Origin of the sequence: Chloracidobacterium sp. (assembly GCA_016711345.1) — a bacterium.
Lineage (GTDB): Bacteria > Acidobacteriota > Blastocatellia > Pyrinomonadales > Pyrinomonadaceae > OLB17.
The window spans coordinates 1-21,416 of the sequence record JADJTD010000005.1 but is presented as its reverse complement, the minus strand read 5'-3'; the positions used below and the strand labels follow the sequence as shown (position 1 = coordinate 21,416).

General features: G+C 56.7%; 36 protein-coding genes and 1 pseudogene. 11 read left to right on the top strand and 26 right to left on the bottom strand.

Annotation, left to right across the window (positions count from 1 at the left end; translation table 11 throughout):
• Positions 1-56: 56 nt before the first annotated feature.
• The 18 genes from IPL32_18600 to IPL32_18515 form a co-directional block, all read right to left on the bottom strand.
• Positions 57-275 (bottom strand): hypothetical protein, encoded by a 219-nt coding sequence (locus IPL32_18600; GenBank protein MBK8467826.1) that lies wholly within the window; start codon positions 273-275, stop codon positions 57-59.
• Entirely contained in the window at positions 268-477 is a 210-nt protein-coding gene (locus tag IPL32_18595) for a hypothetical protein (GenBank protein MBK8467825.1), read from the bottom strand. Before IPL32_18595 ends, IPL32_18600 begins: the two co-directional genes overlap by 8 nt.
• The gene (locus IPL32_18590) at positions 474-2,540 is read right to left on the bottom strand and encodes a hypothetical protein (protein ID MBK8467824.1); all 2,067 of its coding nucleotides are present in this window, start codon (positions 2,538-2,540) and stop codon (positions 474-476) included. Before IPL32_18590 ends, IPL32_18595 begins: the two co-directional genes overlap by 4 nt.
• Positions 2,540-3,991, bottom strand: coding sequence for a phage terminase large subunit (gene terL, locus IPL32_18585; protein MBK8467823.1), 1,452 nt, complete (start codon positions 3,989-3,991; stop codon positions 2,540-2,542). The genes IPL32_18590 and terL overlap by 1 nt, the downstream gene beginning before the upstream one ends.
• Positions 3,912-4,370, bottom strand: coding sequence for a terminase small subunit (locus IPL32_18580; GenBank protein MBK8467822.1), 459 nt, complete (start codon positions 4,368-4,370; stop codon positions 3,912-3,914). Before IPL32_18580 ends, terL begins: the two co-directional genes overlap by 80 nt.
• Positions 4,371-4,372: 2 nt before the next feature.
• A complete protein-coding gene (locus IPL32_18575) occupies positions 4,373-4,708 on the bottom strand; it encodes a hypothetical protein (GenBank protein ID MBK8467821.1) in 336 nt (111 codons plus the stop codon).
• A complete protein-coding gene (locus tag IPL32_18570) occupies positions 4,705-5,262 on the bottom strand; it encodes a hypothetical protein (GenBank protein MBK8467820.1) in 558 nt (185 codons plus the stop codon). Before IPL32_18570 ends, IPL32_18575 begins: the two co-directional genes overlap by 4 nt.
• 8 nt (positions 5,263-5,270) lie before the next feature.
• A complete protein-coding gene (locus tag IPL32_18565) occupies positions 5,271-5,699 on the bottom strand; it encodes a hypothetical protein (GenBank protein MBK8467819.1) in 429 nt (142 codons plus the stop codon).
• Between the two features lie 4 nt (positions 5,700-5,703).
• Positions 5,704-7,128 carry a hypothetical protein gene (locus IPL32_18560; protein MBK8467818.1) on the bottom strand — a complete coding sequence of 475 codons (1,425 nt, stop codon included), beginning with the start codon at positions 7,126-7,128 and terminating at the stop codon, positions 5,704-5,706.
• Positions 7,128-7,538 carry a hypothetical protein gene (locus tag IPL32_18555; GenBank protein ID MBK8467817.1) on the bottom strand — a complete coding sequence of 137 codons (411 nt, stop codon included), beginning with the start codon at positions 7,536-7,538 and terminating at the stop codon, positions 7,128-7,130. The genes IPL32_18560 and IPL32_18555 overlap by 1 nt, the downstream gene beginning before the upstream one ends.
• Before the next feature lie 98 nt (positions 7,539-7,636).
• Positions 7,637-8,632 (bottom strand): hypothetical protein, encoded by a 996-nt coding sequence (locus IPL32_18550; protein ID MBK8467816.1) that lies wholly within the window; start codon positions 8,630-8,632, stop codon positions 7,637-7,639.
• Between the two features lie 305 nt (positions 8,633-8,937).
• A complete protein-coding gene (locus IPL32_18545; GenBank protein MBK8467815.1) occupies positions 8,938-9,108 on the bottom strand; it encodes a hypothetical protein in 171 nt (56 codons plus the stop codon).
• 519 nt (positions 9,109-9,627) lie between these two features.
• Positions 9,628-10,134, bottom strand: a complete 507-nt coding sequence (locus IPL32_18540) for a hypothetical protein (protein ID MBK8467814.1) — start codon at positions 10,132-10,134, stop codon at positions 9,628-9,630.
• A 127-nt stretch (positions 10,135-10,261) separates the two neighbouring features.
• Entirely contained in the window at positions 10,262-10,480 is a 219-nt protein-coding gene (locus tag IPL32_18535; GenBank protein ID MBK8467813.1) for a DUF2158 domain-containing protein, read from the bottom strand.
• Positions 10,477-10,743 carry a DUF2312 domain-containing protein gene (locus IPL32_18530; protein ID MBK8467812.1) on the bottom strand — a complete coding sequence of 89 codons (267 nt, stop codon included), beginning with the start codon at positions 10,741-10,743 and terminating at the stop codon, positions 10,477-10,479. Before IPL32_18530 ends, IPL32_18535 begins: the two co-directional genes overlap by 4 nt.
• A complete protein-coding gene (locus IPL32_18525; protein MBK8467811.1) occupies positions 10,740-11,237 on the bottom strand; it encodes a hypothetical protein in 498 nt (165 codons plus the stop codon). Before IPL32_18525 ends, IPL32_18530 begins: the two co-directional genes overlap by 4 nt.
• The gene (locus IPL32_18520; GenBank protein MBK8467810.1) at positions 11,234-11,953 is read right to left on the bottom strand and encodes a hypothetical protein; all 720 of its coding nucleotides are present in this window, start codon (positions 11,951-11,953) and stop codon (positions 11,234-11,236) included. Before IPL32_18520 ends, IPL32_18525 begins: the two co-directional genes overlap by 4 nt.
• A gap of 388 nt (positions 11,954-12,341) precedes the next feature.
• The gene (locus IPL32_18515) at positions 12,342-12,575 is read right to left on the bottom strand and encodes a hypothetical protein (GenBank protein MBK8467809.1); all 234 of its coding nucleotides are present in this window, start codon (positions 12,573-12,575) and stop codon (positions 12,342-12,344) included.
• Positions 12,576-12,955: 380 nt separating this feature from the next.
• Here IPL32_18515 and IPL32_18510 point away from each other — a divergent pair, with 380 nt between their 5' ends.
• The 11 genes and pseudogenes from IPL32_18510 (at position 12,956) to IPL32_18460 (ending at position 18,111) form a co-directional block, all read left to right on the top strand.
• Positions 12,956-13,213, top strand: coding sequence for a hypothetical protein (locus IPL32_18510; protein MBK8467808.1), 258 nt, complete (start codon positions 12,956-12,958; stop codon positions 13,211-13,213).
• The gene (locus IPL32_18505; protein MBK8467807.1) at positions 13,213-13,386 is read left to right on the top strand and encodes a hypothetical protein; all 174 of its coding nucleotides are present in this window, start codon (positions 13,213-13,215) and stop codon (positions 13,384-13,386) included. The genes IPL32_18510 and IPL32_18505 overlap by 1 nt, the downstream gene beginning before the upstream one ends.
• Entirely contained in the window at positions 13,383-13,652 is a 270-nt protein-coding gene (locus IPL32_18500; GenBank protein MBK8467806.1) for a hypothetical protein, read from the top strand. The genes IPL32_18505 and IPL32_18500 overlap by 4 nt, the downstream gene beginning before the upstream one ends.
• A 62-nt stretch (positions 13,653-13,714) precedes the next feature.
• Complete coding sequence (locus tag IPL32_18495) at positions 13,715-13,987, top strand: hypothetical protein (GenBank protein ID MBK8467805.1); 273 nt, start codon at positions 13,715-13,717, stop codon at positions 13,985-13,987.
• 97 nt (positions 13,988-14,084) lie between these two features.
• Entirely contained in the window at positions 14,085-14,933 is an 849-nt protein-coding gene (locus tag IPL32_18490) for a hypothetical protein (protein MBK8467804.1), read from the top strand.
• 11 nt (positions 14,934-14,944) lie between these two features.
• On the top strand, positions 14,945-15,298 hold the full coding sequence (locus tag IPL32_18485) for a MarR family transcriptional regulator (protein ID MBK8467803.1): 354 nt from the start codon (positions 14,945-14,947) through the stop codon (positions 15,296-15,298).
• Between the two features lie 147 nt (positions 15,299-15,445).
• Entirely contained in the window at positions 15,446-15,886 is a 441-nt protein-coding gene (locus IPL32_18480) for a hypothetical protein (GenBank protein MBK8467802.1), read from the top strand.
• A gap of 182 nt (positions 15,887-16,068) precedes the next feature.
• Entirely contained in the window at positions 16,069-16,422 is a 354-nt protein-coding gene (locus IPL32_18475) for an HNH endonuclease (GenBank protein ID MBK8467801.1), read from the top strand.
• A gap of 97 nt (positions 16,423-16,519) precedes the next feature.
• Positions 16,520-16,771: a hypothetical protein gene (locus IPL32_18470; GenBank protein ID MBK8467800.1), complete on the top strand. Its 252-nt coding sequence runs from the start codon at positions 16,520-16,522 to the stop codon at positions 16,769-16,771.
• Positions 16,768-17,401: pseudogene (locus IPL32_18465) on the top strand (pentapeptide repeat-containing protein). Before IPL32_18470 ends, IPL32_18465 begins: the two are co-directional and overlap by 4 nt.
• A 173-nt stretch (positions 17,402-17,574) precedes the next feature.
• Positions 17,575-18,111: a site-specific DNA-methyltransferase gene (locus IPL32_18460; protein MBK8467799.1), complete on the top strand. Its 537-nt coding sequence runs from the start codon at positions 17,575-17,577 to the stop codon at positions 18,109-18,111.
• A 446-nt stretch (positions 18,112-18,557) separates the two neighbouring features.
• On the opposite strand, the gene IPL32_18455 is transcribed toward IPL32_18460, so the two are convergent.
• From IPL32_18455 to IPL32_18420, 8 genes are all read right to left on the bottom strand, one after another.
• Positions 18,558-18,839 (bottom strand): hypothetical protein, encoded by a 282-nt coding sequence (locus tag IPL32_18455; protein MBK8467798.1) that lies wholly within the window; start codon positions 18,837-18,839, stop codon positions 18,558-18,560.
• An 11-nt stretch (positions 18,840-18,850) separates the two neighbouring features.
• The gene (locus tag IPL32_18450; protein ID MBK8467797.1) at positions 18,851-19,081 is read right to left on the bottom strand and encodes a hypothetical protein; all 231 of its coding nucleotides are present in this window, start codon (positions 19,079-19,081) and stop codon (positions 18,851-18,853) included.
• 15 nt (positions 19,082-19,096) lie between these two features.
• Entirely contained in the window at positions 19,097-19,321 is a 225-nt protein-coding gene (locus IPL32_18445; GenBank protein ID MBK8467796.1) for a hypothetical protein, read from the bottom strand.
• Between the two features lies 1 nt (position 19,322).
• On the bottom strand, positions 19,323-19,568 hold the full coding sequence (locus IPL32_18440; GenBank protein ID MBK8467795.1) for a hypothetical protein: 246 nt from the start codon (positions 19,566-19,568) through the stop codon (positions 19,323-19,325).
• Positions 19,569-19,794: 226 nt separating this feature from the next.
• Entirely contained in the window at positions 19,795-20,064 is a 270-nt protein-coding gene (locus IPL32_18435; GenBank protein MBK8467794.1) for a hypothetical protein, read from the bottom strand.
• A 403-nt stretch (positions 20,065-20,467) separates the two neighbouring features.
• Positions 20,468-20,728, bottom strand: coding sequence for a hypothetical protein (locus IPL32_18430; GenBank protein MBK8467793.1), 261 nt, complete (start codon positions 20,726-20,728; stop codon positions 20,468-20,470).
• Positions 20,729-20,741: 13 nt separating this feature from the next.
• Entirely contained in the window at positions 20,742-21,005 is a 264-nt protein-coding gene (locus IPL32_18425) for a hypothetical protein (protein MBK8467792.1), read from the bottom strand.
• 12 nt (positions 21,006-21,017) lie between these two features.
• Positions 21,018-21,401 (bottom strand): hypothetical protein, encoded by a 384-nt coding sequence (locus IPL32_18420; protein MBK8467791.1) that lies wholly within the window; start codon positions 21,399-21,401, stop codon positions 21,018-21,020.
• Positions 21,402-21,416 lie beyond the last annotated feature (15 nt).

Sequence of the window (21,416 nt, the reverse complement as noted above, 5' to 3'; positions counted from 1 at the left end):
GATGAGCGGCGAAAATCGCTCGATAACGCGCGAGCGGCGCGAGGTACGCGGTAGGCCTACTCTTCGTCTTTCACGTAGTCGGTGAACTTTCCAAGGTCGCCGTCTTTGCCAACTACCTTGACGTATTGGTTTTCCAGCACAGGGGCGGCCTTAGCCAGTCCACCCAATGCTGAAAATGCCCCTCTGCTCTTGCAGAACTCGAAAAGCTTCATCGCCTTGGCTGTATCGCCGCCGGCAAGCTTCAGACATTCCAGACGTAGAATTTCATCATCCATGTAAGACGCCTCCAATGCGCGTGGCTTCGATGCATATCTCATAAGCATCAACACGCCATGTCGGGGTGTCTTGCTTAGGCATGACAACTTCTCGCGTATCATCATAGATGATGTCGCCAAAAGGCATGCTGCGAACGACCAGAACAGCCAGACGCTCCGCTGGGAGACGCGAAAGCGTGTAAATCGCTTGAGATTTTGTCACTGCATACCCAGCGGATTTTGGCGCACTGGCAACCCGCCCGGCATGGGCATCATTTCAGGCGGCATTTGACCGCCCATCATGTCATCGGGCTCAGGCGCGTGCATCATGTCGTCTGGCTCTTGCCCATGCCGGCCGTTCGGCTCCGGCTGCTCTTGTTGCGGGGGCGGCATACTGATGGCCTGCTGCTCAAGCGTCGGCATCCCATACATAAGCGGGAATGCCTGCATTGCAGAGAACGCCATGCCAATGTCGGGCTGAGCAGGAGGCGGCCCCATTGGGTTGCCAAACTCGTCTGTCTGTTGCTGCTGTGGCGTGAAGGCGCCTGCAAGCTTGGATAGCGTATCCGCGCGCTTGTTCTCGACTTCGGCCACGGCCTTGTCGATGTTGGCGGCCGCGAGCGCCTCTTCCAGCTTTGCCATGCGCTTCTGCATTTCGATCAGTGCCGGGTCTCCAGCCGATGCCTCATCAATGAGCTTAAATAACTTGTCCTTGTTGGGCGCGTTTGAAAGTTCAATGAGCACCTTAGGTGGCACTGCCGGGTTGGCGCCAATCTGCGAGAGCGTCTGAAGTAGCTCTTCGTTCATAGTGATAACGTCGGGGCCCTCTTCCATGATGATATCAACGTCGATGTCTGCAATCACGTTGCCCGCCATAAGCTGGCCGGTCATAGGGTCTTGGCTGTACTGGTTGATTCCGAGGAATGCCGGCGCATCCTTGTCGTCTGTGATGCGGATGAACTTTGGGGCCTGCCATGCCTGCTTGATGCGGTTCCACACCTTGCGGTAAACGCGAAGCTTCCAATCCCGGTTTCGCTCGAACACGGGGCTGAGTTCCGTCATGCCGCTATCGCGCTGTGCAAGGATGGCGCGGCCTGACTGATCGGCCACACCGCCACCCTTGCCAATCAAACCCGGATTGGGACCTAGGTTTTCAAGGCTCGACTGGGACTGCGCCAACAATTCAGCCTGGCCCTTGATGTCTTCGGAGCGGTCAATCACGCCGCTTGAAACACCCCATTCGCCGTTGTGCTCTATGATGCCGTCTGCCTTGGCAAGCTCTGAGCGCGTCTGATCGATGTCGTCAAGATCGCCCTTGCGCGTGTGGATCTGCTTAGAGTTGAGAAGGTGCAGGAACTTCGAGCGGCGGTGGTTGACTTCATCCTGCATCGGCTTCATTGCGCGGATGGGGCCGTATCGATTACCCCGGTCGTCAATGTACGGGCTCCAGGCCACATAGGGGCAGTCCGGCATTCCCTCTTCATCAACGAAGGGCGAAATCTCAGCCTCTAGGACGAGATCGCCAGTAAACTTGCAATAGCGCCAGCCCCGAGACGTGCGCTCCCAGAACTCAACGAGCCGAATGCGGCGAGTCTCGAAATCAGCCCAGGCGCGCGTGTGAAACTGATCCGTGACGGACAGCGCAATCGCTGAATTGCTCTGATCTATCGCGTTGCGTAGCTGTTCCTCATAGTCGGGATGCTGTTCAACCGCCTCGTCAATATCCATCCACAGGTGCACGCCCATGTAGCGAGCATCGGAGAAATCAGCCTTGACCGATCTGGGGTCATAAAAGAACCGATCCCGCTGAACGTGCTTGATCGTGGGGTCTGGCCCGTTGCGCCCGTTCTTAATGCCGACATAGCAAACCCCAATGCCGGGAACCATGCCGTCATGTGTTCCGTCTGACCCAACCTGATCCCAGCGGTTGATGTCGCAGACGTAACGCAGTGCAGCCGTGGCAACATCTGCCGCCTTGTCGTCATTTGGCCCGCGCGGGTAGCCTTTCGGGTCGCGCCTCATGCGCTGCTCAATGCCAACCAAAAAATCGATCTTGCGCGAGATGCGGTTATCAAAGATGGGCGCTTGACCGCGTTTGCGCAGCTTGGCTGCTTCCTTCGCCGTCCACTGCTTGGAATGGTAATACTGCTCAAACGTCTGCTGCTCTGTTATCTCATCCGCCTTGTTCGTCTCGTAGGCGTCAAACCAACGACGGTATTTGACGAGATCAGGTTCAAACTGCAGCTCAGGTCCAGCCGGCTCGCCCGATTCATCGCTGTAGGGGATTAAAGCGTTTTCCAACTGTCACCCCCTGTGTCGCGGTTCATTGATCGGTAATCCTTGCGGGCTTCGGCGTGTCTAATGGCCGGCACTGAGGCTGGTATCAGTTCATCGAGCATCCGGCCAATCAGGCCAAAGGCGTCAACTTGGTCGTCGTGCTTGGCTGCAGGAAACATCAGCAATTCTGATGTAAAGTCCGCAACCCAAGACGCTTTGCTTGGCAGGTACACGCGGCCCATGGCTGAGCGGGCTTGGATTGAACGCGAGCGCGTCGGCTTGTCATTTGAAGACGTAACCTGCTCGCGCCGGCAATACGTCCGCTCTTCTCTCATGCGCTTTTCTAGGAACGGGCCAATAGACTTGATGATCTGCCCCTGTTCCTCAACCCACATCAGCGGCTTCCACTGCTTCACCATATCGAGCAGTGACGAAATCCACTTGTCCGATGTGGTCTGACCACGCCACAGGTCCAGAACGTAAAGATTATCGTCTGGATCGACGCCCACGACGATATGAACCGTGTAGTCGCCATCGCCTTCAGTGACCGCGTAGTCAGATGCCCCATAGATGCGCAAGTGCTTGGGCTTCTCTTCGTACCAGCGGAACCAGTCGCGCTTGAAGTAGTCGCCTTCATCCGGCGCGGGCCGCTGCTGATAGAGCGCAGACCAATCGCGCGGGATGGTGGAACGCTTCACACGTTCAAGCACGTCAAGCGGATAGAACTCAGGCCATAAGGCCTTTCCATCCGTTCCAATGGCGGGAAGCTCTAGTATCTCCCATTGATCCCCGCCCTTGGCCTGCTCTGACAATAGCCAGCCTGTTAGGTCGTCTTCGTGCCATCGGGTCTGAACCACAATGACGGCTTTGGGGAAGCGAGACAGCACAACAGAGGAATACCACTGCTTTACTGTCTCGCGATGGCGCTCGCTATCCGCTTCGGCTCTGTCTTTCAGCGGGTCGTCAATCAACACGATTGGACCTACCGTGCCTCGTCCAGTGAGCGCCGTTCCCACGCCAGCCGAAATATAGAACCCCCCATGGCTGGTACGCCAGAAACCCTTTGCCCTTGTGTCTTCCTTAAGCTCGACTTCAGGGAATAGGTTTCGATACGTGTGGGACCTAACAATATCGCGAACTTCGCCGCCGAACTCTTCGGCTTTGTCCAGGTTGTAGCTTGCTGACATGATCGTTGCGGACGGGTTGCGCCCCAAGAACCATGCCGGGAATCGGCGGGAACCTAGCTCAGACTTGCCATGCCGCGGTGGCATGTTGATCATGAGCCGGTCTATCTCACCGCGCTCGATGGCCTCTAGCTTCTCAGCAATGAGCCTGTGATGGGCTGCGGCCTGATAGCTGCGGTTAGTGTAACAAGTGAAGTCAATTAGCCCGCGACGAGCGTGGCGTCTGCGTAGAAGTTCCGTTGCGGCCTGTGCTGGCGATATTTGCAAGCTCTGCATCTGGGATATCTTCAACGCTTTCCTTGTGTGTGATTTCTCTCTTTTCGATGACTAGGCCGTGCAGCTTCCCTAGGAACTCAGCAGCTTTGACCATGGAAGCCGTCTGCATTTGCCCCGTGTTGGAAATGCGCTTACTTTCTTTGTAGGCTTCAAGCGCCATCTCAGTGAGCTTTTCGACGGTGATATCGTGCTTCTTCTGAGCCTTAGCTTTGAGTGTTTCGACCATAACCGAAACCTCACCGTGGTTAAGCAACTCGTAGGCCTTCTGCGTTACCACGTTGTCTTTCATGTTTCCGGCATCGTATGAGCGCCTATAAGCCTCGCTGGCATTGCCGGTCTCAACGTAGGCGCGGGCAAAGGCTTCCTGCTTAGGTGTCAGGCTCATGCGTAGTCCCGTAAGTCCTGGCCATCCACGAATGGCGAATATTGAATCTGGATGTCTCCCTCTTTAGTGATCGCTTTGCCGTCACCGGTTGTTTCCCAGCGGAAAGGCCATCGTCCCCCCGCATCTGGCGTCACATCGGCATAGTAGTTACCGGCTGATGCCTTCTGCACCTGCGTATCCACGCCATAGACGTAACTGGTCACGACACCGCACGGAGACATGAGCTTGAACGTCACCGCGTCGGGATCGACGGGGTTTCCATCGTCATCGTATAGAGCCAGCGTCAAGCGAACTGGCGTTCCCGGGTAATACGGTCCTGGCGCAAGTGTCATGCGGCCCTAATCCTTGTTCCCCCACGAGCCGAAGCGTTGAGCCCTGTTCGTCCGCCACTGTGGGCCACGGCGCGAGACGATCCATACTGTCTTACCGCTGCGATCCTGCTGCCGAAGCCCGTGTGCGTGATAACGGCTGTGAGCGTGTCATCCTCTTCCGTGCAGTCCAGGCTCGCCAGGATGGAAATGACAGCATCCGAACTTGCGGTATCGCTGTCTTCCACCAGATCGGCGCTGGCGGCGATGTGCAGCAGGCCCAATGACGCGAGAGTGTCATCCCCTTCCGTGACATCGAGCGTGGCCAGGGACTGGGGATAAATCCCGAGCGCCGTGAGGGTGTCAGCATCCTCGGTAACGTCTGCCGTCGCGGCAATCCTGAGAACGCCAGCCGATGTGAGCGTATCGGCGTCTTCTGTACTGTCGAGCGTTGCCTTGAGGGCAAGGACTGCGGTGCTGGTAAGAGTATCAGCATCTTCCGTGACGGTGACATAGGCTGTCGTCCCGTTCTCGATGTAGGGGACAGTGCCGATTCCGCCGATGAACCCGCCGATCATGGGCTAGACTACCCTTCCGGCCATTGGATCTGAGGCAATTCTGATTTGAACGCCTCAATCTCCGGCTGCGTGCGCTGCCCTGATGCAACGGCGGCCTGACTCATGAAGACATACGCCCAGACCAGATCGCGCCAAGTGATGAAGGCTTGCGCTTCCGCCTTCCAGGCCGGCACGTCGGAGAGGACATAGCTTGCAAGGCGGTCCTGGCTATCGTAGCCCCGGTTCTGCGCGGTCGTTTCGATATGGTCCGAGACGGCCTGCGCGTAATCCCTGGCGGTCAGCGGCGGGTTGAGAAAGGCGGCGATCTCAACATCTGACGCAACAATGGTCTGATAGTGCTTGTTTCTCTTATCGGCAGGAACCTGCATCGTCACGCCATCAAAAACAGCGATGATAAAACTTCTGGATTCATCAGCCCATCGCGCACTTTCGATCATGCTTTCAAAGCTCCGCGTCGAAATAAAATCTCACACCGGCCCCGAACTGGATGCTTCCGATATCGCCAGCGCTGCCTGAAAAACTTGTGCCAGCCTGGATCGTGAACCATCTGTCGAGAAGACCAGAAGCGGGAAAAAGCGTTATCGTCAGCGCTCCTGATATTGTCGTATAGGAACCACTTGGAACGCGGAAACAGACTTCGTTGTTTGCGCTTGGGGCTGCCGTAACCCAGGATGGCGATGAATGCGACGCTGTCGGAGTGATCCGCATGGTCCGGGCAAGCAATGACCCAGCTCCGTTGATGTACTGCGTTGAAAGCCTGTAACCGATGATGGCACCCGAATTACCAGACGGCTTGATGGCCTGATAAAACCATAGGCACCTGTTTAGCTCTGCATCAGGATTTGGCGTAACGAACGCGGTCGCAACTGACCCTTTTTCAAGCTTCGCGAGAAAATCGAGCGTAGCCGTCTGCGCCATCGTCGCCGACGACCAGATCATAACAATCAGATTGTTGCAGCCGCTTGGAACTGACCCAGTTACCGAGAAGTCCGTCACCGTATTTGCTGCGAGGGCAAGCGTCCCGGTTGCAACGACCGAAAGATTGCTTGAGTTGAAGAAATTTCCAGTCGTCAGCGTGGCATTGGTCCAGCTATTGACCACGTCTGACGTGACCGAATCCGCCGTTCCTGTCCATGCGAGGATGGCATAGGCGACCGTGGCCGCCGCCGACATGCCGACCTTGCCTGACAAACAAACGTCAGATCCGCGCATTTTCCGGCTTGTGATACTCTCAACGATCTGTGCCGATCCTATGCGTTGCGCCGTTGCGTTTGGCTGCGTAAGACGGATCATGGACGGCACGCCGTCAGCAACATTGCTCAACTGCGAGACATCCAAAGCCGCCGTTTGTGTCAGAGCATACCAGCGGTCAACGTGATAGGTGTCATCAGCAATGCCCGACCCGGCCACGCGCTGATTGATGAACCCGTCCGGGTTGATGAGGACATTGGGATTATAAGGATAGACCCCGGCCGATTTGATCTGGCGGCCCGTCGTGCCGTCGAACACCACCGCATGCCCATCGGTGACGGTCGAATTTGGGTTGTAGACCTGATAGGCCGCATGAATGTCGTTGGTGACGTGCTTGAGGCCCGTCGTGAAGGTGACCGCGCTGCCGCTATTCGAGCTGTCGAGAACCGTGACAGGCACGAACGTGTTGGCGTCCGACATATAGCCCTGGACGACTTCCCATTCAGCCGACGTGGCGTCCTTGTTGGCGAAAAACAGAACCGGATTGGCCGATCCAGCATCGCCGGTACCGAACGCCTCCGAGACACGGGCAAAACCGCCGTACCGGACAAGCGTCTTGTTGCCGGTCCCGGTGCTTGAAGATTGCTCCCAGACGAGGTTCTTCGGAACCGGCATCAGGCGTTCGCGCTCGTAATCTTGAAGCTCGACACGGTGAAGTTCTGGCCCGCCGCGAAGGCGTCATTGTCAACCAGCATGTCGCCCGTACCTGTCGCCACGGACGTGACGGTGCCCTGGATGTGGCAGGTCGATCCGCCGCTGTCATAGATCCTGAAATGCTCCGCCGTGCCTGTCGCGTCAGCCGATGTATCTTCCCATGTTCCGCTTTTCAGCTTTTCACCACTGGCAGCCGCCGCCATCCAGTCGGACGGCAGGTTGACGGTCGAGAGCACGGTGCCGGAATCTGCTGCAGCACAATTGGCCGGCGGCGCGCCGGTCCTGATTTTGAGGATGGCGCTGGTGCCGATGGTGGTTTCGATGGCATCCAAGCGGGCATTGCGGACGGTGACGGAGTATTTCAGCGCCATATGTCAGACACCTTTGAGCAAATATCCAGCAACGGCGATCTCTAAACCGCCGCCGCCGATGGGGATGTTGACGCCGAAGAACTTGGCAAGCCCAGCAATCATGCAGCCGCCCCATAAAGCTGACGGTTCTGCTGCAGGCAGGCCACGTAATCGCTCAGCGCCTTCTTGGCCTTGTCGTCAAGATTGGCGATGTTGAAGACGGTGTTCCCCTTGGCATCGCGCTTTGGAGACTCACGGTCGTCTACAGTTTTAGCCAAGCGCCCCGCAAACTCGGACGGCTTCATGGGCCCAAGAGCGATGGTCAACATGACGGGGGCAAGGAACGTGCTCACCAGAGACACGATGAACCCAATCCCAATAGTCGTCCAGGTCATCGAGGCCTTGTCCGGGTCAAGGCTCTGCGTTGCAAGCTGAGCAACAAAGCCCGTCTGCGCCACCACGGCGGAGGTCTTGTATTCCGTGGCGTTGGCCTTCTGCCGGCTATCGTCTGCAAGACGCTTGGCCGCGTCGATGCGCTTGGTGAGGTCTTCCACCTGCTCAACCTTGCCGATGCGCTCCGCAATGGCGTCCCTCTCACGCATCTTGGCCTCGCACTTCGACTTGCAGCCGCCGCGCTTTGTTTCGTTGTCGATTGCCTTGCTAGCAGTTTCAAGCTGCGTGCGCAGCGCATCGGCCTTGACGCTTGCCGCCCATGCGTTCTGTTCCGTCAGATCCTTAAGTTGCTTGGTCCACAACTGAAGGTTGGCCGCGTTGTCCTTCACAGATTCTTGGTTGTTCTGGTAAACGGCATTCGTGACCTGAGTGCTTTCGCTCTCAATGACGCGCGTGCCGACCGTGTAGCCAAGGTGAGAGAACATTTCGACGCTCAGAAACACCACGCCCACAACGCGGAAGGAGTTGGCGGCGGTCTTGTCCGTGGCGATGTGCTTGATGTAGGGCCAAATGATGCTTCCGGCGATGGTCAACAGACCAAGGCAGACCGCGTGCAAGAAGCTCATAGAGCGGCCAAACTGGAATGTCATAGCCACGGCAACACACAGAGCCGGAATGGCCACGTAGAGCGCGATCCGGCGCACTGTGGCGATATCTGTCATAGGGTGCATGGAGTGTTCCTCCGTTCGGGGGTGACGGATGCGCTAAAGGGAAACCCCAGCCGCTAGGGTTGAATGAGATTGGCAGTGCAGAGCGTCAGCGTGGTCAGATCCACGCGTTGTCGATGCGACTGTCCGGGGCGCTAAAACGGCTGGGGTATTGGAATTTACGTAAGCGGCAGCACCCGTTATGAAAACGGGTTGGACTCCGTGCCGAGCACAGGTACGAAATACCGCTCTAGGCCGGACGCAATACGGGGATAGGTTGCCGATAAACTGATTTGCGCGACACCGCAAGATACTAGTTACTACCGGCGCTTGCGTTCTTTTGCGGGCGATTCATTTTCGCCACTCATCACGTTCCTAAGAACTTGGACGATGACATAGGCGCGGCTTCGATCCTGATCAGCGGCTTTTCTATCAGCCCACTCGCGAACGTCGTCAGGTAGCCGGATGCTGGTGACAGGTGTGTTTGCCATGCCACTGTAGTACATGAGACTACAAATAATGTCAACACCCCATTGACAAGTGTATTACACGAGAATACACAGGGCATCAGTCGCGAACTGATTTGCGGCTCAACCACAGGAGGCCCACCATGTTTGAGAACGCGTTGTTTTTCCTGTTCGTCGTGTTGCCGTTTGTTGCGTTTGCAATCTGTGCTGCGTGCGTCGCTGAATAAAGCGCGGGCCGGGAAAGACGCTTGCAACGTCCCCCGGCCCCTTCCGTCAACCCAACCCTGTAAGAAGGATCAACACCATGGACCATAGCTCAGACTCAGTTCAGTTCAAAGCCTGCCTGGGGAACGAACCGGCAGTTTTCCTCTTCCTCTTGTGCTTCCTGTGTACTCTCGTGGGGAGACAGCACGACCCAGAGTTTACAATCTATTTCCATCCGGGTTAGCCCGTCTGCATCGAGGTGGTAGCGGACTGAGCGTGTCAGATACTCAGGACGCCAGACGCCAAGAATGAGGGAAAGAATAACGGGGGCCGCTTTCATCAGGCGGCCTCCAACTTTTGGGTCTCCACCGTGACCACGCGAAGCGTTCCGAATATCCATGCTTCCAGCCTCGTGATTTTGGGCGTGGTGTGCCTCACGGTTCCCTTGCGGCCTGCAAGCGGGCCAGTCGTCACAACGGCCTTGCTGCCCCTGCGTAGCGCGCTCAACTGCTTCTTGGCGCGGGTCACGTCCCGGAGTTCCTTAATCGAGTGGCGAAGCACCTCAATCTTGGTATCTGCGATCGGGTGAGGGCCGGCCATGGCGTTGATGGCAACGAACCCCTTGACGTGCCGGGTGGCTCTGATCTGCTGCATCCACAGCGCTTGGATTTTCGGCGCGGGGGCCTTGACGAACAGATACGGCATCATGGGGACGATGATCCGCTTGTTGCGGCGATGGTTGCGGCGGATCTCAGCCGGGAGATAGCATTCGTTTCCAGCCCGGCGAAGCAATTGGCGTACGACGGGAAGGCGGCCGGGCTCCGTTCTGATCGCGAAGTAGGTCAAACCGTCCTCCTGATTGGCCGCTGCTTTTTGCTCTTGCGCTCGCGGATGGCCTGAGAGGCATCGCGATAAACCTTCTTGAGCTTCACCTTGCCGTCTTTGATCGTGATCCCCTTCACGGTTTTCGTGGTCATGGCTTCACCTTGAGCACGCAGATCGGAAACCAGAACTGGCAAAGCTCACCGCTGTCTGCGTGCCAAATCGTATGTGCCTTTTCTGCTGACCGCTCAGAGACAACCATGGCAGGACCGCCCGTCTTGAGGGTCACGAGGGTGCCGACCCCGATGCTGTGCCTTGCCGCGTCCAGCAGGGCTATGGCCTCCTGCTTGTTGTGGGCTTCTGTGTTCATTCTGCCGCCTCCAAAATTCGCGTTGTCGTGGTGAGGTTGAGTGCGTCTCTCAGCAAATCAAGCTGGTGCTCTGCCTCGTAGAGTTTTTCTCGCTTGTCGGTGTCCATCAGCATTTCGCGAGCGGCCTTGCGTATCCGCGCGGGGTTAAAACCAGCGTCCTTTGCAGAGCCGAGAACGTCTTTCAGGTCCTCATTGAGCTTTGCAATATCCGCCATGATGACTGAGGCCTGCTTGGCGTAGGTAGCTTCGTGGTTGTTGGTCATTCGGCGGCTTCCTTTTTCTTGGCCCCGTTTGTGGTCTTCTCAACGCGGGGATCATCCGGCTTGAATTGCGCAACCCCGAACCTGATCCACATCCGTTTCTCGTCTTCTGTGCCGAGCCTCAGAGCGATTGCAAACTCTTGCGTGCCACTGCGAAAGAAGGGCTGAAACTCTTTCGGTGCTGATCTTGGAAAGCGCTTGCGGGGAGACACTTTTGGCCACCATCCCTTTCGCCAGATTGAAGACCACTCAGCAGCGGGCTTGAACTCGCCAGCGTAATGATCTTCAAATTTCTCGATTTCTTCAGCCACGAACAGCGACCAATTCGGCTTCTCAAGTTCAGCCTGCGTCTTAGGCTCTGTGTCGAGCCATCCGCCATCGTCAACCAGTTCGCCGTATAGGTCGCTGATTTCGCCGCGCTGGCACCATGACGGCATTTGCGCCATTGCCCATTCGCGGTCTTTGTCTGTGACAATTGCTTGCCGAAGACCGTTCATGCGGCCTCCAGAATGCAAACTAAAAGTGCCTTGTAAGCGTCATCGCCCTTGTCCCAAAGCGCTCGCCTGATGGCGTCTTCCTTGATGCCGGGAAGCTGCTCTTGCAGTTTGGCAACGCAGAGCGATGTGAAGTAGGCGGGCCGGTTCTTTGGCTTGTGCCTATTGCAGGCTTCCGTCAGATCATCGACGTTGAGCCCTAGCCCTTCTGCACGTTGGACGATCTTTTCTTTTTTCCTATCGTCCTTCATTCCAAAAAACTTATTCACAACCTTAAGGTCATCCACTTCGCGCGCACGCGCGGCAATTGGAGAAGACAGAAGACCATTAGGTTCTGTATCTGTATCTGTATATGACTCTGGGGGCGTTACAGTAACCGTTACATCGTCGTTACAGTAACGTTTCGCGTGACGGTGTTTGCGCACGCGCTCCTTGCTGTCATCGCTTTTCCACTGGCGCTTACCCCAGTTGTGCGGTTCAATCTTGCGATCCTCTCGAATGTCGAGAAGGCCAAGCAAAATCAACTCATCAAGGCGGGCCTGCATGTCATGAATGGACACGCGCAAGGCAAAGGCAAGGGCTTCTACGGTCGGCAGAACGCCATTGTCGCGCGATGCCACGCACAGCAAATTGAACCACGTCTTGAACAGTTCCGGCGAGAGGGACTGCACTTTGTGGTCGTCAAGCGCCTCGTCGTAAATTCTGAACCATCGGCTCATTTTCTTGCGTCCTCGTCATACTTTCGCCGTAGCAGTGGTGTATGCAGACCACAGTGGTTGTCGCGTAAGGTGTCTGCGTACTCAGTCCGGTGTTGCGTCGCGTCAGTCTCAGTGCCCCCGAGCGTTCCGCGTCTGCATTCATTCAACGGCCCTGCTCCTGTCCGAGTGGGGCCGTCATGCTTTGTAAAAGGCTCCCGGCATCCACGTTGCCGGGAGCTAGTTGAGGAAACGCCTAGGGCGTTATCGCGGGCGCTATACCCACGGCATGAGGCACTGAGCGGGGAAGTCGGCTGCTAGGTCTGTGGGAGAGGAACACGCAGCCGTGCCCAATGCCCCATGCGGTGAGGCACGGGCCAAGAACTCACAACGCTAAGCTACAAAATTTGAACTACGCCGTTCGCCTGAGGCCGCTAACCTGGCCCCTTCGGGCCAAAGGGGCGCGGTAGCCCTCCATGAAGGAACGCACGCGCTCGATGGTATCAGTGCGCACGTCTTTGCCCTCACGCAGGCGCGTGACGAATGCAGGATCTTTGAGAGCCTGCGAACCAAATGCCGTGTGCTTCATGCCGGTTGAGGCCAAGAAAGCCTCGATGTCGGCAAGCAAGGTGTCTTTCAGCTTCATGCCTTTTCTATATTTGGATTTGTCCAAACCTTCAAGTGCGAATTTTCACGGCTCACAACCCAGTGCCGGGAAAAGGGTGTGGCTCCAAATCAACTGTGCACAAATTTTTGGATTTCTCCAAATTAGCCGTTGACGGTTTGGTAATTTCCAAATAACCTCCTGTTCATCGACGGACGGCCAATGCAACCGAGCGCACCCAGCCGCAGCAAAGTTGTAGCCCCCCATGCAAGCGGGCCGTCCGTCGAAGCAAATTGAACTCTGGCGCGCTGTCAGCGGGGGAAACGCACAACGCGCGCCAGATAAGCCGGACGGTCTGAGATTTGAGGGTTCCTCCTTTGTGGGATCTCAGACCGTCCGGCCAGCCATCGGAGGACAGGCTAATGGCACCAAAGCGCAAAGAACAATCACTGGACCTTTGGCTCCGTGAGGCTGCCGGCGTGATGCTGCGGCTGGCAGAAGATCTCGACCGTGATATCTACAGCGAAGAACCGCAGTCTGAGGCCTACGACCTCGAATGCGGATGCCGCGAAGTCATCGACTACGTGAAGAACTACCGCACCGAATGCGATGCACGTCTGGCGGCTGAGGCTGAGGACGAGACCGTTGAGCTTCGCCACCTCCAACACGAGTTGGTGTGATGCGCGAGAAGCATTGGTTCAAGTTCATCTGTGAGGCCACAGAAGCCGAGCGGATGGAGCGTATGCAGACCAAGACGCGCTGGCGCGATGCGTGGCGCAAGGTCAAGGAAGAACTGATCGAAGATGCACAGACAGCGAGGGAGCGGCAGGAAAAAGCGCCGTGGCAGAGATGAGCACCAAGAGAACAGGCAATGTCGTTCGGTTTTTCTGGCGGGGCGTACCTGAGACATCAGAGCAGCTTCCCGAGTTGGCTTATGACCCGTCCGACCAGCCGGAGTTGCCTCCCAACATGGAGCAGCTTGCCAAGAACATCGAGATAGCCCGCGCGCACCGGCTCGATTGTGAGGCCGAACTTATGAAGGCGGACAGCCTGCTTAATCGCTGTGTTGACGCTTACGAGGAAGAGGAAAAGCGGCGGGGGTTGAAGAGCAGAAAATGAGTGATGCGCAAACAATCTGGCAGTTGGGTTTGGCCCTGGGGTGTGCGAGCGGGGCAGCGTGGATGAAGTGGGTCAGTGGGGTGAGTGATGACGACAAAAAGAGTGATGTTCGCGACGTGGTGGCTAGCCGCTCTGTTTTACGCGGCGTTCGTGGGGGTGGCGTGGATGGTGGGACCAATATGAAAGGGAAAAATGAGCGAACTACTTACAGAACTGAACCGGGATCGAACGTCATTGCTGTCGATTTTGCGCATTGCCGCGCTATCCGCGACATGCGCAAGCGTCTGCACGAGCTTGGGGTATTTGTTAGCAGTTCTGACGGCGCGGTGACGTGATGGGAAACCATATGGACGCCAAGCGGCCGAAAATCGAAAAGATGCTTGTCAACGGCATCATATCGGATTCAGACATCGCGCTTTGCTGCGGCGTGTCGTGGAAGTACGTGCAAGAGGTCAAGCGAGAGTTGCGGGCCAGGGGTGCTCTTGGACAGGTGAGGAACTACGGATGACCGAGCCAAAGACAAATGCCGTGGCTTTGAAGGCTGGCGGCCAAATCAGCAGCATCATTCCTCAGAGCTTCGAGGATGTTTATCGTGTGGCAAAGTGCATTTCAGAAAGCGGGCTAGCACCGCGCGGAATGGACAAGCCGGAGCAGGTGACCGTCGCAATCATGACCGGCCTTGAAATCGGTTTGCCCCCCATGTTTGCGATCCAAAAGATAGCCGTTATCAATGGCCGCCCGTCTGTCTGGGGCGATGCCGTTCCCGCCATCCTGTGGTCAAAGGGTTTCAAGCTCAGCGAGTTCAGCGATGGCGAGGGCGACAAGCTAGAGGCGCATTGTCAAGTGATGCGCCCCGACGGTGACGTTATCAGCCGATCATTTTCAGTTGCACAAGCCCGCAAGGCGGGTCTGTGGGGTAAGGCAGGTCCTTGGACGCAATACCCAGATCGTATGCTGCAAATGCGTGCGCGCGGATTGGCGTGCCGAGACGGTGCGGCTGATGCGCTGAGCGGTCTGTATCTCGCTGAAGAGGTCGAAGACCTAGACCAAACGTCCAAGCGCAAGTCAAGCAGTTTGGCCAAGAAAGACGGCACCAACGAGACGTTTAATGAGATCCGCAAGTATATCAAAGATGCATACGGCGACGGCCCGAAGCTTCAGCAGATCCGCGACCTTTACACCAAAGAGTGGGCGGAAATGCCGACCCGATGGGGTGAGATTCTAGACCACGAATACGAAGACGCAATGGAATCGAGCCGCCATCCCAAAGCAGCCGAGTAACAGGAGCACACATGACCACGATCGCAGACATCAAGCGCACTTTGGCTATGGCTCACCGCCAGTTCGAAGAGGCGATGGTCAACGAACTTACGTTTTCCCAATATCAGATTCTTGACGCCGTTCGCAGCGCCAAAGGCACGCCGAACCAGACCGACATTATCGACGCCACGCTGATTGATCGGTCGACCTCTAGCGACATCATTCGCCGGCTGTGTAATCGCGGTCTTTTGAACCGCAAGCGCAACAAAGACGACGCGCGCGAATACCTGCTGACGGTTAGCAAGGAGGGCTTCGACATGCTGTCCGTAGCCGACAAGCACTTGCGGCGCATTGAGCGGTCGCTGTCGCTGAAAGAAGCGGCATGAGCAAATGGGAGCGCATCCAAAGATTATCTCGGATGCGCGTCCAGTGCTCCTTGGATGCGATGGCGAGGCGCAGAAGGTCTCGTGACAGTTGGCCGAAATTTTATCTGAGACGCAAACATGACGACGTGCCCACACTGCGGCTGCAAGATGGACGCCAAGACGAAGCCTCGGAGCCTGGAGCAAATGCGCCGCTTCTTCGGCGTGCTGCGCGCGATGTACTCACATTGGCCGGAGAGTGCAGAATTCCAGCCGGAGAGCGAAGAACACCTCCGCAAATGGGCCCTCATCAAAGCGGGCCACAGGGAGACGACTGATGTTCCCGTGGCGTTTGCGGAAGATCAACCGGGTCTGACCCAACTGACCGCGCTCGCCATCGAGGGGGCGCTGAAAGCAGCAGGTGCATATGCCTTCATTCGTCCACACCCTGACGGCGGCATGGTCCGCGTGTTCAAGGCGAAGTCGATTGCATTCGACAAGCTGGGCCAAGCCGATTTCAATACGCTCAACGATGCCGTCGAAGTCGTCTACGCGCACGAAACAGGGCTTGACCCTGAAACGGTTCTTAAAGCTCAGGAAGCGGCAGCATGACGCCTGATCTATTCACATGCGAGCTAAAGCGCCTGGAGCGCGAGATAAAGGCGCTCCGCAATGAGAATGACGAACTGCGGATGGCCGTTGCAAACCTATTGGCTGCCGCTCGTGGCGCTTGGCATGTGCAAGCCCGAAAGGCCAAGGCCAATGCCCTGAAGCTCATCAAGAGGGCAGCATGAATGACCCGCACCCACAAAGACGAGTTCAGCAAGGCAACAAAGCTCTCAGCTTGGCACCGCTGCGGCGGGTTCTGCGAGTGCGGATGCGGGCAGAAGATCATTTCTGGCAACGTCGAATACGACCACAGATTACCCGTTGCGCTTGGTGGTGATAGCAGCGTTGGGAACTGCGTTGTTCTTCGCACCAGATGCCACCTGACAAAGACAGTCGGATTTGATCGGCCCGCAATTGACAAGGCCGTCCGTGTGAAAGAAAAGAACGCCGGTCTCCGCAAGCCTAGGGGCCGCCCGATGCCGGGCACGAAGGCGAGCGGGCTCCGCAAACGAATGGACGGGAGCGTTGAGAAGCGATGACGCTAGAGCAAGAGCTATCCGCGCTGCCATGGGTCGCGCTTGGTGTCGCTCTGGGTGTCCTGATGACACTGGAAATTATGAGACGGAGGGGAAAGCTGTGAGCACAGATATCGTTGAAAGGTTGCGCACTTTTCAAGATTGGGACGGCGGCCCACCACAGCCAACCAAGCCGTCAGACGAAGATGTTATATCTGAAATCCTCCGTCTCCGATCCCTACTCAAAGAGGCAGTGGCGGCGCTGGAATGGTACGTCTGCAACGACGAGGTTGGGCCTGATGGCGACGGCTTTTACTCCAAGGGACATGCTCAGGCGCTTGCCGCCCTTGCAAAAGCTAAAGGTGAAGAATGAAGTTTGAAATCAAGCGCCGTTTTACTGGATCAGTGATCTTTAAAGCGGACATCGCGTGCAGCGAAGACGCTGAATACAGGATCAAACTTTGGCTTGCTATCAAGGTTGCGGTAAAAGCGGGTGCCAATCTCGCGGATGCCAATCTCGCGCGTGCCGATCTCGCTTGCCAATCTCGTGGGTGCCAATCTCGCGGGTGCCAATCTCGTGGGTGCCAATCTCGTGGATGCCAATCTCGCGGATGCCAATCTCGCGGGTGCCAATCTCGTGGGTGCCTATCTCGCGGGTGCCAATCTCGCGGGTGCTAAGTGGCGAGACGGAATCACGATAACCAGCGCCCCCGTGCAGATTTATGGACTTGGATACGTGGTCACGATTTTAGATGCGCATATGCAGATTGGGTGCGAATTGCACTCGTTTGATGAGTGGGACGCATTTGGAGATGCGCGCATTTCAGAAATGGACTGCCTTAAAGCGCGACGATTCTGGAGAGACCACAAGACGGGATTAATGGCTATATGCCGCTCTCGTCCTCAAAAGCAGTTGCCTCCCCCACCGTCGAACGGTGACCGCACTGACGAAGCAGAAAGCCCCGCTGTCAGCATGAACCCACCTACAGCAGAGGGAGAGTAGAGAATGGGGACTCCTGTCATCATAGGCGATTGCACCCTCTACCTTGGGGACTGCAGGGAAATACTTCCTTTGCTGCCTAAAGTGGATGCTGTGGTGACAGACCCGCCGTATGGGATTGGGTTCCCATACTCGACCTATGAGGACACACCAGAGGCTTTGTCTGATTTGGTTTCCTGTTCGTGCCGTTGCTTCGTGCCATTGCCGACCGCGTGGTGATCACCCCCGGAATATCAAATTTGTGGGAGTACCCTAAAGCTGATTGGGTGGCTTCGTGGACTTACAGCACAACGGCAACATATGGGTTTCTTGGCTACAACCAATGGCAGCCTATAATTTATTACGGGCAGGACGTTAAAGGATTTGGCTCCGTAAACGGCGTGCTGAAGGCAGATCGCATCCAAGTAAACGGGTTTGCAACTAAGGACTTTACGGACGATTGCGGGGGTCACACTTGTCCCAAGCCATTGGCGTTTGTATCTGCCGAAGTGCGGCGTTTTTCGAACGAAGCACAAACCATCCTCGACCCTTTCATGGGTTCCGGCACTACTGGCGTTGCCTGTGTGAAGCTCGGCAGGAAGTTCATCGGCATTGAGATTGATCCGGGTATTTCGAGACGGCTTTCAAGGCGCATCGAAGCCGCCTACGCGCAGCCAGATTTCTTTGTCGAAGCAGAGAGAAGAAACCGGCAGAGCAAATGCTGTTGGAGATAAACCATGACAGATAAGCCATTCACCCCGGCCTGAAGTTATCTACAGATTCGAGAATCTGTAGATAACTGGAGCGCATCGCAAGCCGCGCAGACAAAGGCTGCTCCGTGGCTCATCATGTCGTCAATTGGTGACATGGTGTGGCACATCTCGCACTGCACGATCACGTCAGCGTCTTCTTCCTTCGGTAACATTTCAGGCGGGTATGTGATCGGCATAGACGCTCCTCTTCAAACAGCGTCAGATAGCCGAACGCGCTCATAAGCTTGCGCGAACGTCGCGTCGGTCTGGCCTTCCTCGCCCCATAGCGAGTATAGGCCCCGATAGTGCGCAAGTTGAGCCTCAAGCTCTGCGATGCGCTTGTCCTTAGCGGCGATCACCGGGCTAGCGCTGTGGTCTGTCTGATAGCGCTCGCCGCTTGTAAAGTCGTGCCCCATGTCGGCTCCTATTCAATCAGCCAGCGCCAAGCGGCGCTCCAGTTGCACGAGCGCCGCCCTAAGCTTTGGATCGTCCATCGCGGGCGTGAATTTTTTGAGCATGGCGCGCAGCGCTCGAAGCTCTGTCTTCCCGATCTCGATCTTCTGCAATGCCTGCCCTCCTTGGTTGTCACGTCGGCTTTTCAATTCTGCAAAGAACTCCTCTTCAGAAGCCGCGAATGCCGACGCATTGTCAGTTGACCACCTATGCCAGCGGGCATAGTCCGCGTCGGTAACTCCGTCGTCTCCGTCCATTGTCTGCCCTCCTATTGTGTGATCTTGCCTGCGGCCTCGATAGCCGCCAACCCTTCACGCAGCGCTTTGCTGCATTCCTCGGCAACCCGAAACGCATCCACGCTGCCGCCAGTCTCGTGTGCGACGGATATTCTGGACAACTCAAGCCCAACGACCCTGCGAACATTCTCGATAGCCGTCTTCCAGCCAGCGTAATGAGCTTCGCTTGCGAATTCGTACAGCCCGTGCATGTCGTCAATCATCGCGTGAGCGGCTCCTTATTTCTGAACCGTTATTTTAGTCACGCCGTTCGTAACCTCGCGGCCACCGCACGCCATGACCATGTTCGCAGGCCCGACGTGTAACGGAAGCGGATCGTTGCCCTTGCCGACGCATGACCGGCAGCGCACACGCCAGCGACCGTCAACGCGCTGGAAGTGTCCTGCGCCCGCATCGACGGCGCAATGGCATCGCAAGCAGTCACCAGCGTATTTGTTTCTCATGTCACCAATCCTTGCCACAGCATGGGCAGGACACAGAAGGGACGGCCCGCCCGTTATTGTCCCGCACCGCGTAGCCGTCTTCGACCAACCGAACTACGTGCTTATGCATACTGCCCACAGACGACGTTCCAGTGAGTTCGCAAAGCTCTTCCAGTGTCGGAGCACGCTTGTGCTTTTTGGCATATCCGCGCATTGCGGATAGAACTAACGATCTGGCCTCCGTAAGCAACGACACGGCTCCTTTCACGTCTCAAGAGTAACGTCAGGTATCTCGCACCAGAACTGCGGGCGATCCACCACAATGACTTCGCCGTGATGGTCACGCGCGTCGAACCCATCAGCGCAGACCACCCACCCGCGCCACTTGTCGCGCCACATGCCGACAGATCGGCAAGCGTCCATCGCCATCAGAACGGGGCGATCTTTCGGCGTTGTCTCTCCAGTATGCCAGCGCAAGCACGGCTCCTTGGCTGTCAGGTTGATTTCGTCATTCCCAGCGTGTTCTCCCGACCAACCTCTGCAACAAGCGCGTGACAGACCATCACGAAGTCGGCGCGCTCGGCCGGTGTTGCAGACCTAAGATCGTAGATTGACAGCCCCTTCAGCTTCGCCGTCGCATCAGCCAAAGAACTGATGTCGCCAAGCTTGCGAACAACTGCCTCCGCTGTAAACGCCTCGCCGCGCTCGATGCCAGCGGCGGCGGCTATCTCCATAAGCATGTTGTGTGCGTTGTAGACTTCCACGTCACGGCTCCTTATTTATTAAGCTGATTTCTCGCGGCACACCCTGGACACCTGTAGGTTTTTCCAGACTTCAGTTTTGAGCGCCGAACAAGTGTCTTTTGCCCGCAAGCACACAGGCACTCAAATTTACCACCTGAGCGACCATGAGGACCCCAGCCAGTTACTTTGAGTTGCCCAACAACGCGGGGCACGTCAGAAGGCTTGCCCATGGCACGGATCCTTGGTTAGAAACAGAATTTCGGGACATCGGGCCGTGACGGCCTGATGCTGGGGAACGACGGCCCGCACTTCCGCGCCCTCGGATACGCCACCCGCCGCAGCCTGTTGATCAGACCGCGACGGCTCGGCTTGTGGCCTAGACGCATCCAGTACAGCGCCAGTATCCGCTTCTGTTGCGTCTTGGTCATGCGTCCTCCGGGAGCATAATCCTCGTCGGCCGGAAGATCGACCGGATTGCAAACATGGCTCCGGTCTGGACGTGCGTCCTGGCCAGCGCAATGAACCGTGCGTCGAACCCGTGCGTCGTCGTCTTCGCCATACCATCCAGCTTGTCCAGCCAGCGCAAATAGCGTTCCTCAAGCTCTTTGCCTTCATTCGCAAGAGCCACGTTGTCATCGCTCTGCGTCGTGTAGCCCTTGACGGGGAGTGGTGTGTTCACTGCCATTTCAAAAGTCTCCTTATGTTGATGGCTGCGCTTCGTGAAGATCGCGCGCCTCTCTGTAAAACGTGTCCCCAATCTCGAGGTGTTCTGCGTTCTCGATGCCGTTTAAGTCAGTGTCCTCGTTGACTTCATCGGGATAGATCAAACCAGCCGCCGCCGCCCACTCCTGAATGTCAGCGCCGCACACGTCCGTTGCATCCCACGACTCGCGGATTACCTGTAGCGCGAACCACGCCAAGCGCTGTTCGCGCGTTGCTGTCTTCAACTGATCTGGCGTCATCGCCATGCGCTCCTATCGCTTTTGTCGGCCACTAGGGCCGAGGTTTCTCATCATCTTGTCTGTGACCACATCTGGCCACGTCTCTTTGGCTTCGCGAATTGCCGCCATATCGCTTGGAATGTTCTTGGACAACCACAACTTGCGAGCCGCATCTTCGATTGCCGAGCTTGGGAAAAGCGCTTTCTTGCGTCCAGGCTTCGCACCCGTCGCAGGAAGCCGTTTGTTGCCGCTGGCAATGATGCTGTGCGCTTCCTCAATCATGGCCGTGGTCTGCTTGCGAGTTGCCGTTGTGCGGCCGGTAGAGCCCTCTACGAGTATAGCGCGATTTGCAGCAAGCGTCTTAATGAACATAGTTATCTGAGCCGCGCCGCCGATCTCAGCAATGCGTCTATCCACTACAATCATGGGGAG

Bases quoted from the DNA above. Each gene is read 5' to 3' on its own strand.
- IPL32_18600 (MBK8467826.1), bottom strand. From the start codon at position 275: ATGGATGATGAAATTCTACGTCTGGAATGTCTGAAGCTTGCCGGCGGC.
- terL (MBK8467823.1), bottom strand. From the start codon at position 3,991: ATGCAGAGCTTGCAAATATCGCCAGCACAGGCCGCAACGGAACTTCTA.
- IPL32_18575 (MBK8467821.1), bottom strand. From the start codon at position 4,708: ATGACACTTGCGCCAGGACCGTATTACCCGGGAACGCCAGTTCGCTTG.
- IPL32_18570 (MBK8467820.1), bottom strand. From the start codon at position 5,262: ATGATCGGCGGGTTCATCGGCGGAATCGGCACTGTCCCCTACATCGAG.
- IPL32_18565 (MBK8467819.1), bottom strand. From the start codon at position 5,699: ATGATCGAAAGTGCGCGATGGGCTGATGAATCCAGAAGTTTTATCATC.
- IPL32_18560 (MBK8467818.1), bottom strand. From the start codon at position 7,128: ATGCCGGTTCCGAAGAACCTCGTCTGGGAGCAATCTTCAAGCACCGGG.
- IPL32_18555 (MBK8467817.1), bottom strand. From the start codon at position 7,538: ATGGCGCTGAAATACTCCGTCACCGTCCGCAATGCCCGCTTGGATGCC.
- IPL32_18550 (MBK8467816.1), bottom strand. From the start codon at position 8,632: ATGACAGATATCGCCACAGTGCGCCGGATCGCGCTCTACGTGGCCATT.
- IPL32_18545 (MBK8467815.1), bottom strand. From the start codon at position 9,108: ATGGCAAACACACCTGTCACCAGCATCCGGCTACCTGACGACGTTCGC.
- IPL32_18535 (MBK8467813.1), bottom strand. From the start codon at position 10,480: ATGAACACAGAAGCCCACAACAAGCAGGAGGCCATAGCCCTGCTGGAC.
- IPL32_18530 (MBK8467812.1), bottom strand. From the start codon at position 10,743: ATGACCAACAACCACGAAGCTACCTACGCCAAGCAGGCCTCAGTCATC.
- IPL32_18525 (MBK8467811.1), bottom strand. From the start codon at position 11,237: ATGAACGGTCTTCGGCAAGCAATTGTCACAGACAAAGACCGCGAATGG.
- IPL32_18520 (MBK8467810.1), bottom strand. From the start codon at position 11,953: ATGAGCCGATGGTTCAGAATTTACGACGAGGCGCTTGACGACCACAAA.
- IPL32_18515 (MBK8467809.1), bottom strand. From the start codon at position 12,575: ATGAAGCTGAAAGACACCTTGCTTGCCGACATCGAGGCTTTCTTGGCC.
- IPL32_18510 (MBK8467808.1), top strand. From the start codon at position 12,956: ATGGCACCAAAGCGCAAAGAACAATCACTGGACCTTTGGCTCCGTGAG.
- IPL32_18505 (MBK8467807.1), top strand. From the start codon at position 13,213: ATGCGCGAGAAGCATTGGTTCAAGTTCATCTGTGAGGCCACAGAAGCC.
- IPL32_18500 (MBK8467806.1), top strand. From the start codon at position 13,383: ATGAGCACCAAGAGAACAGGCAATGTCGTTCGGTTTTTCTGGCGGGGC.
- IPL32_18495 (MBK8467805.1), top strand. From the start codon at position 13,715: ATGAAGTGGGTCAGTGGGGTGAGTGATGACGACAAAAAGAGTGATGTT.
- IPL32_18485 (MBK8467803.1), top strand. From the start codon at position 14,945: ATGACCACGATCGCAGACATCAAGCGCACTTTGGCTATGGCTCACCGC.
- IPL32_18480 (MBK8467802.1), top strand. From the start codon at position 15,446: ATGGACGCCAAGACGAAGCCTCGGAGCCTGGAGCAAATGCGCCGCTTC.
- IPL32_18475 (MBK8467801.1), top strand. From the start codon at position 16,069: ATGACCCGCACCCACAAAGACGAGTTCAGCAAGGCAACAAAGCTCTCA.
- IPL32_18455 (MBK8467798.1), bottom strand. From the start codon at position 18,839: ATGGACGGAGACGACGGAGTTACCGACGCGGACTATGCCCGCTGGCAT.
- IPL32_18450 (MBK8467797.1), bottom strand. From the start codon at position 19,081: ATGATTGACGACATGCACGGGCTGTACGAATTCGCAAGCGAAGCTCAT.
- IPL32_18445 (MBK8467796.1), bottom strand. From the start codon at position 19,321: ATGAGAAACAAATACGCTGGTGACTGCTTGCGATGCCATTGCGCCGTC.
- IPL32_18430 (MBK8467793.1), bottom strand. From the start codon at position 20,728: ATGGCAGTGAACACACCACTCCCCGTCAAGGGCTACACGACGCAGAGC.
- IPL32_18425 (MBK8467792.1), bottom strand. From the start codon at position 21,005: ATGACGCCAGATCAGTTGAAGACAGCAACGCGCGAACAGCGCTTGGCG.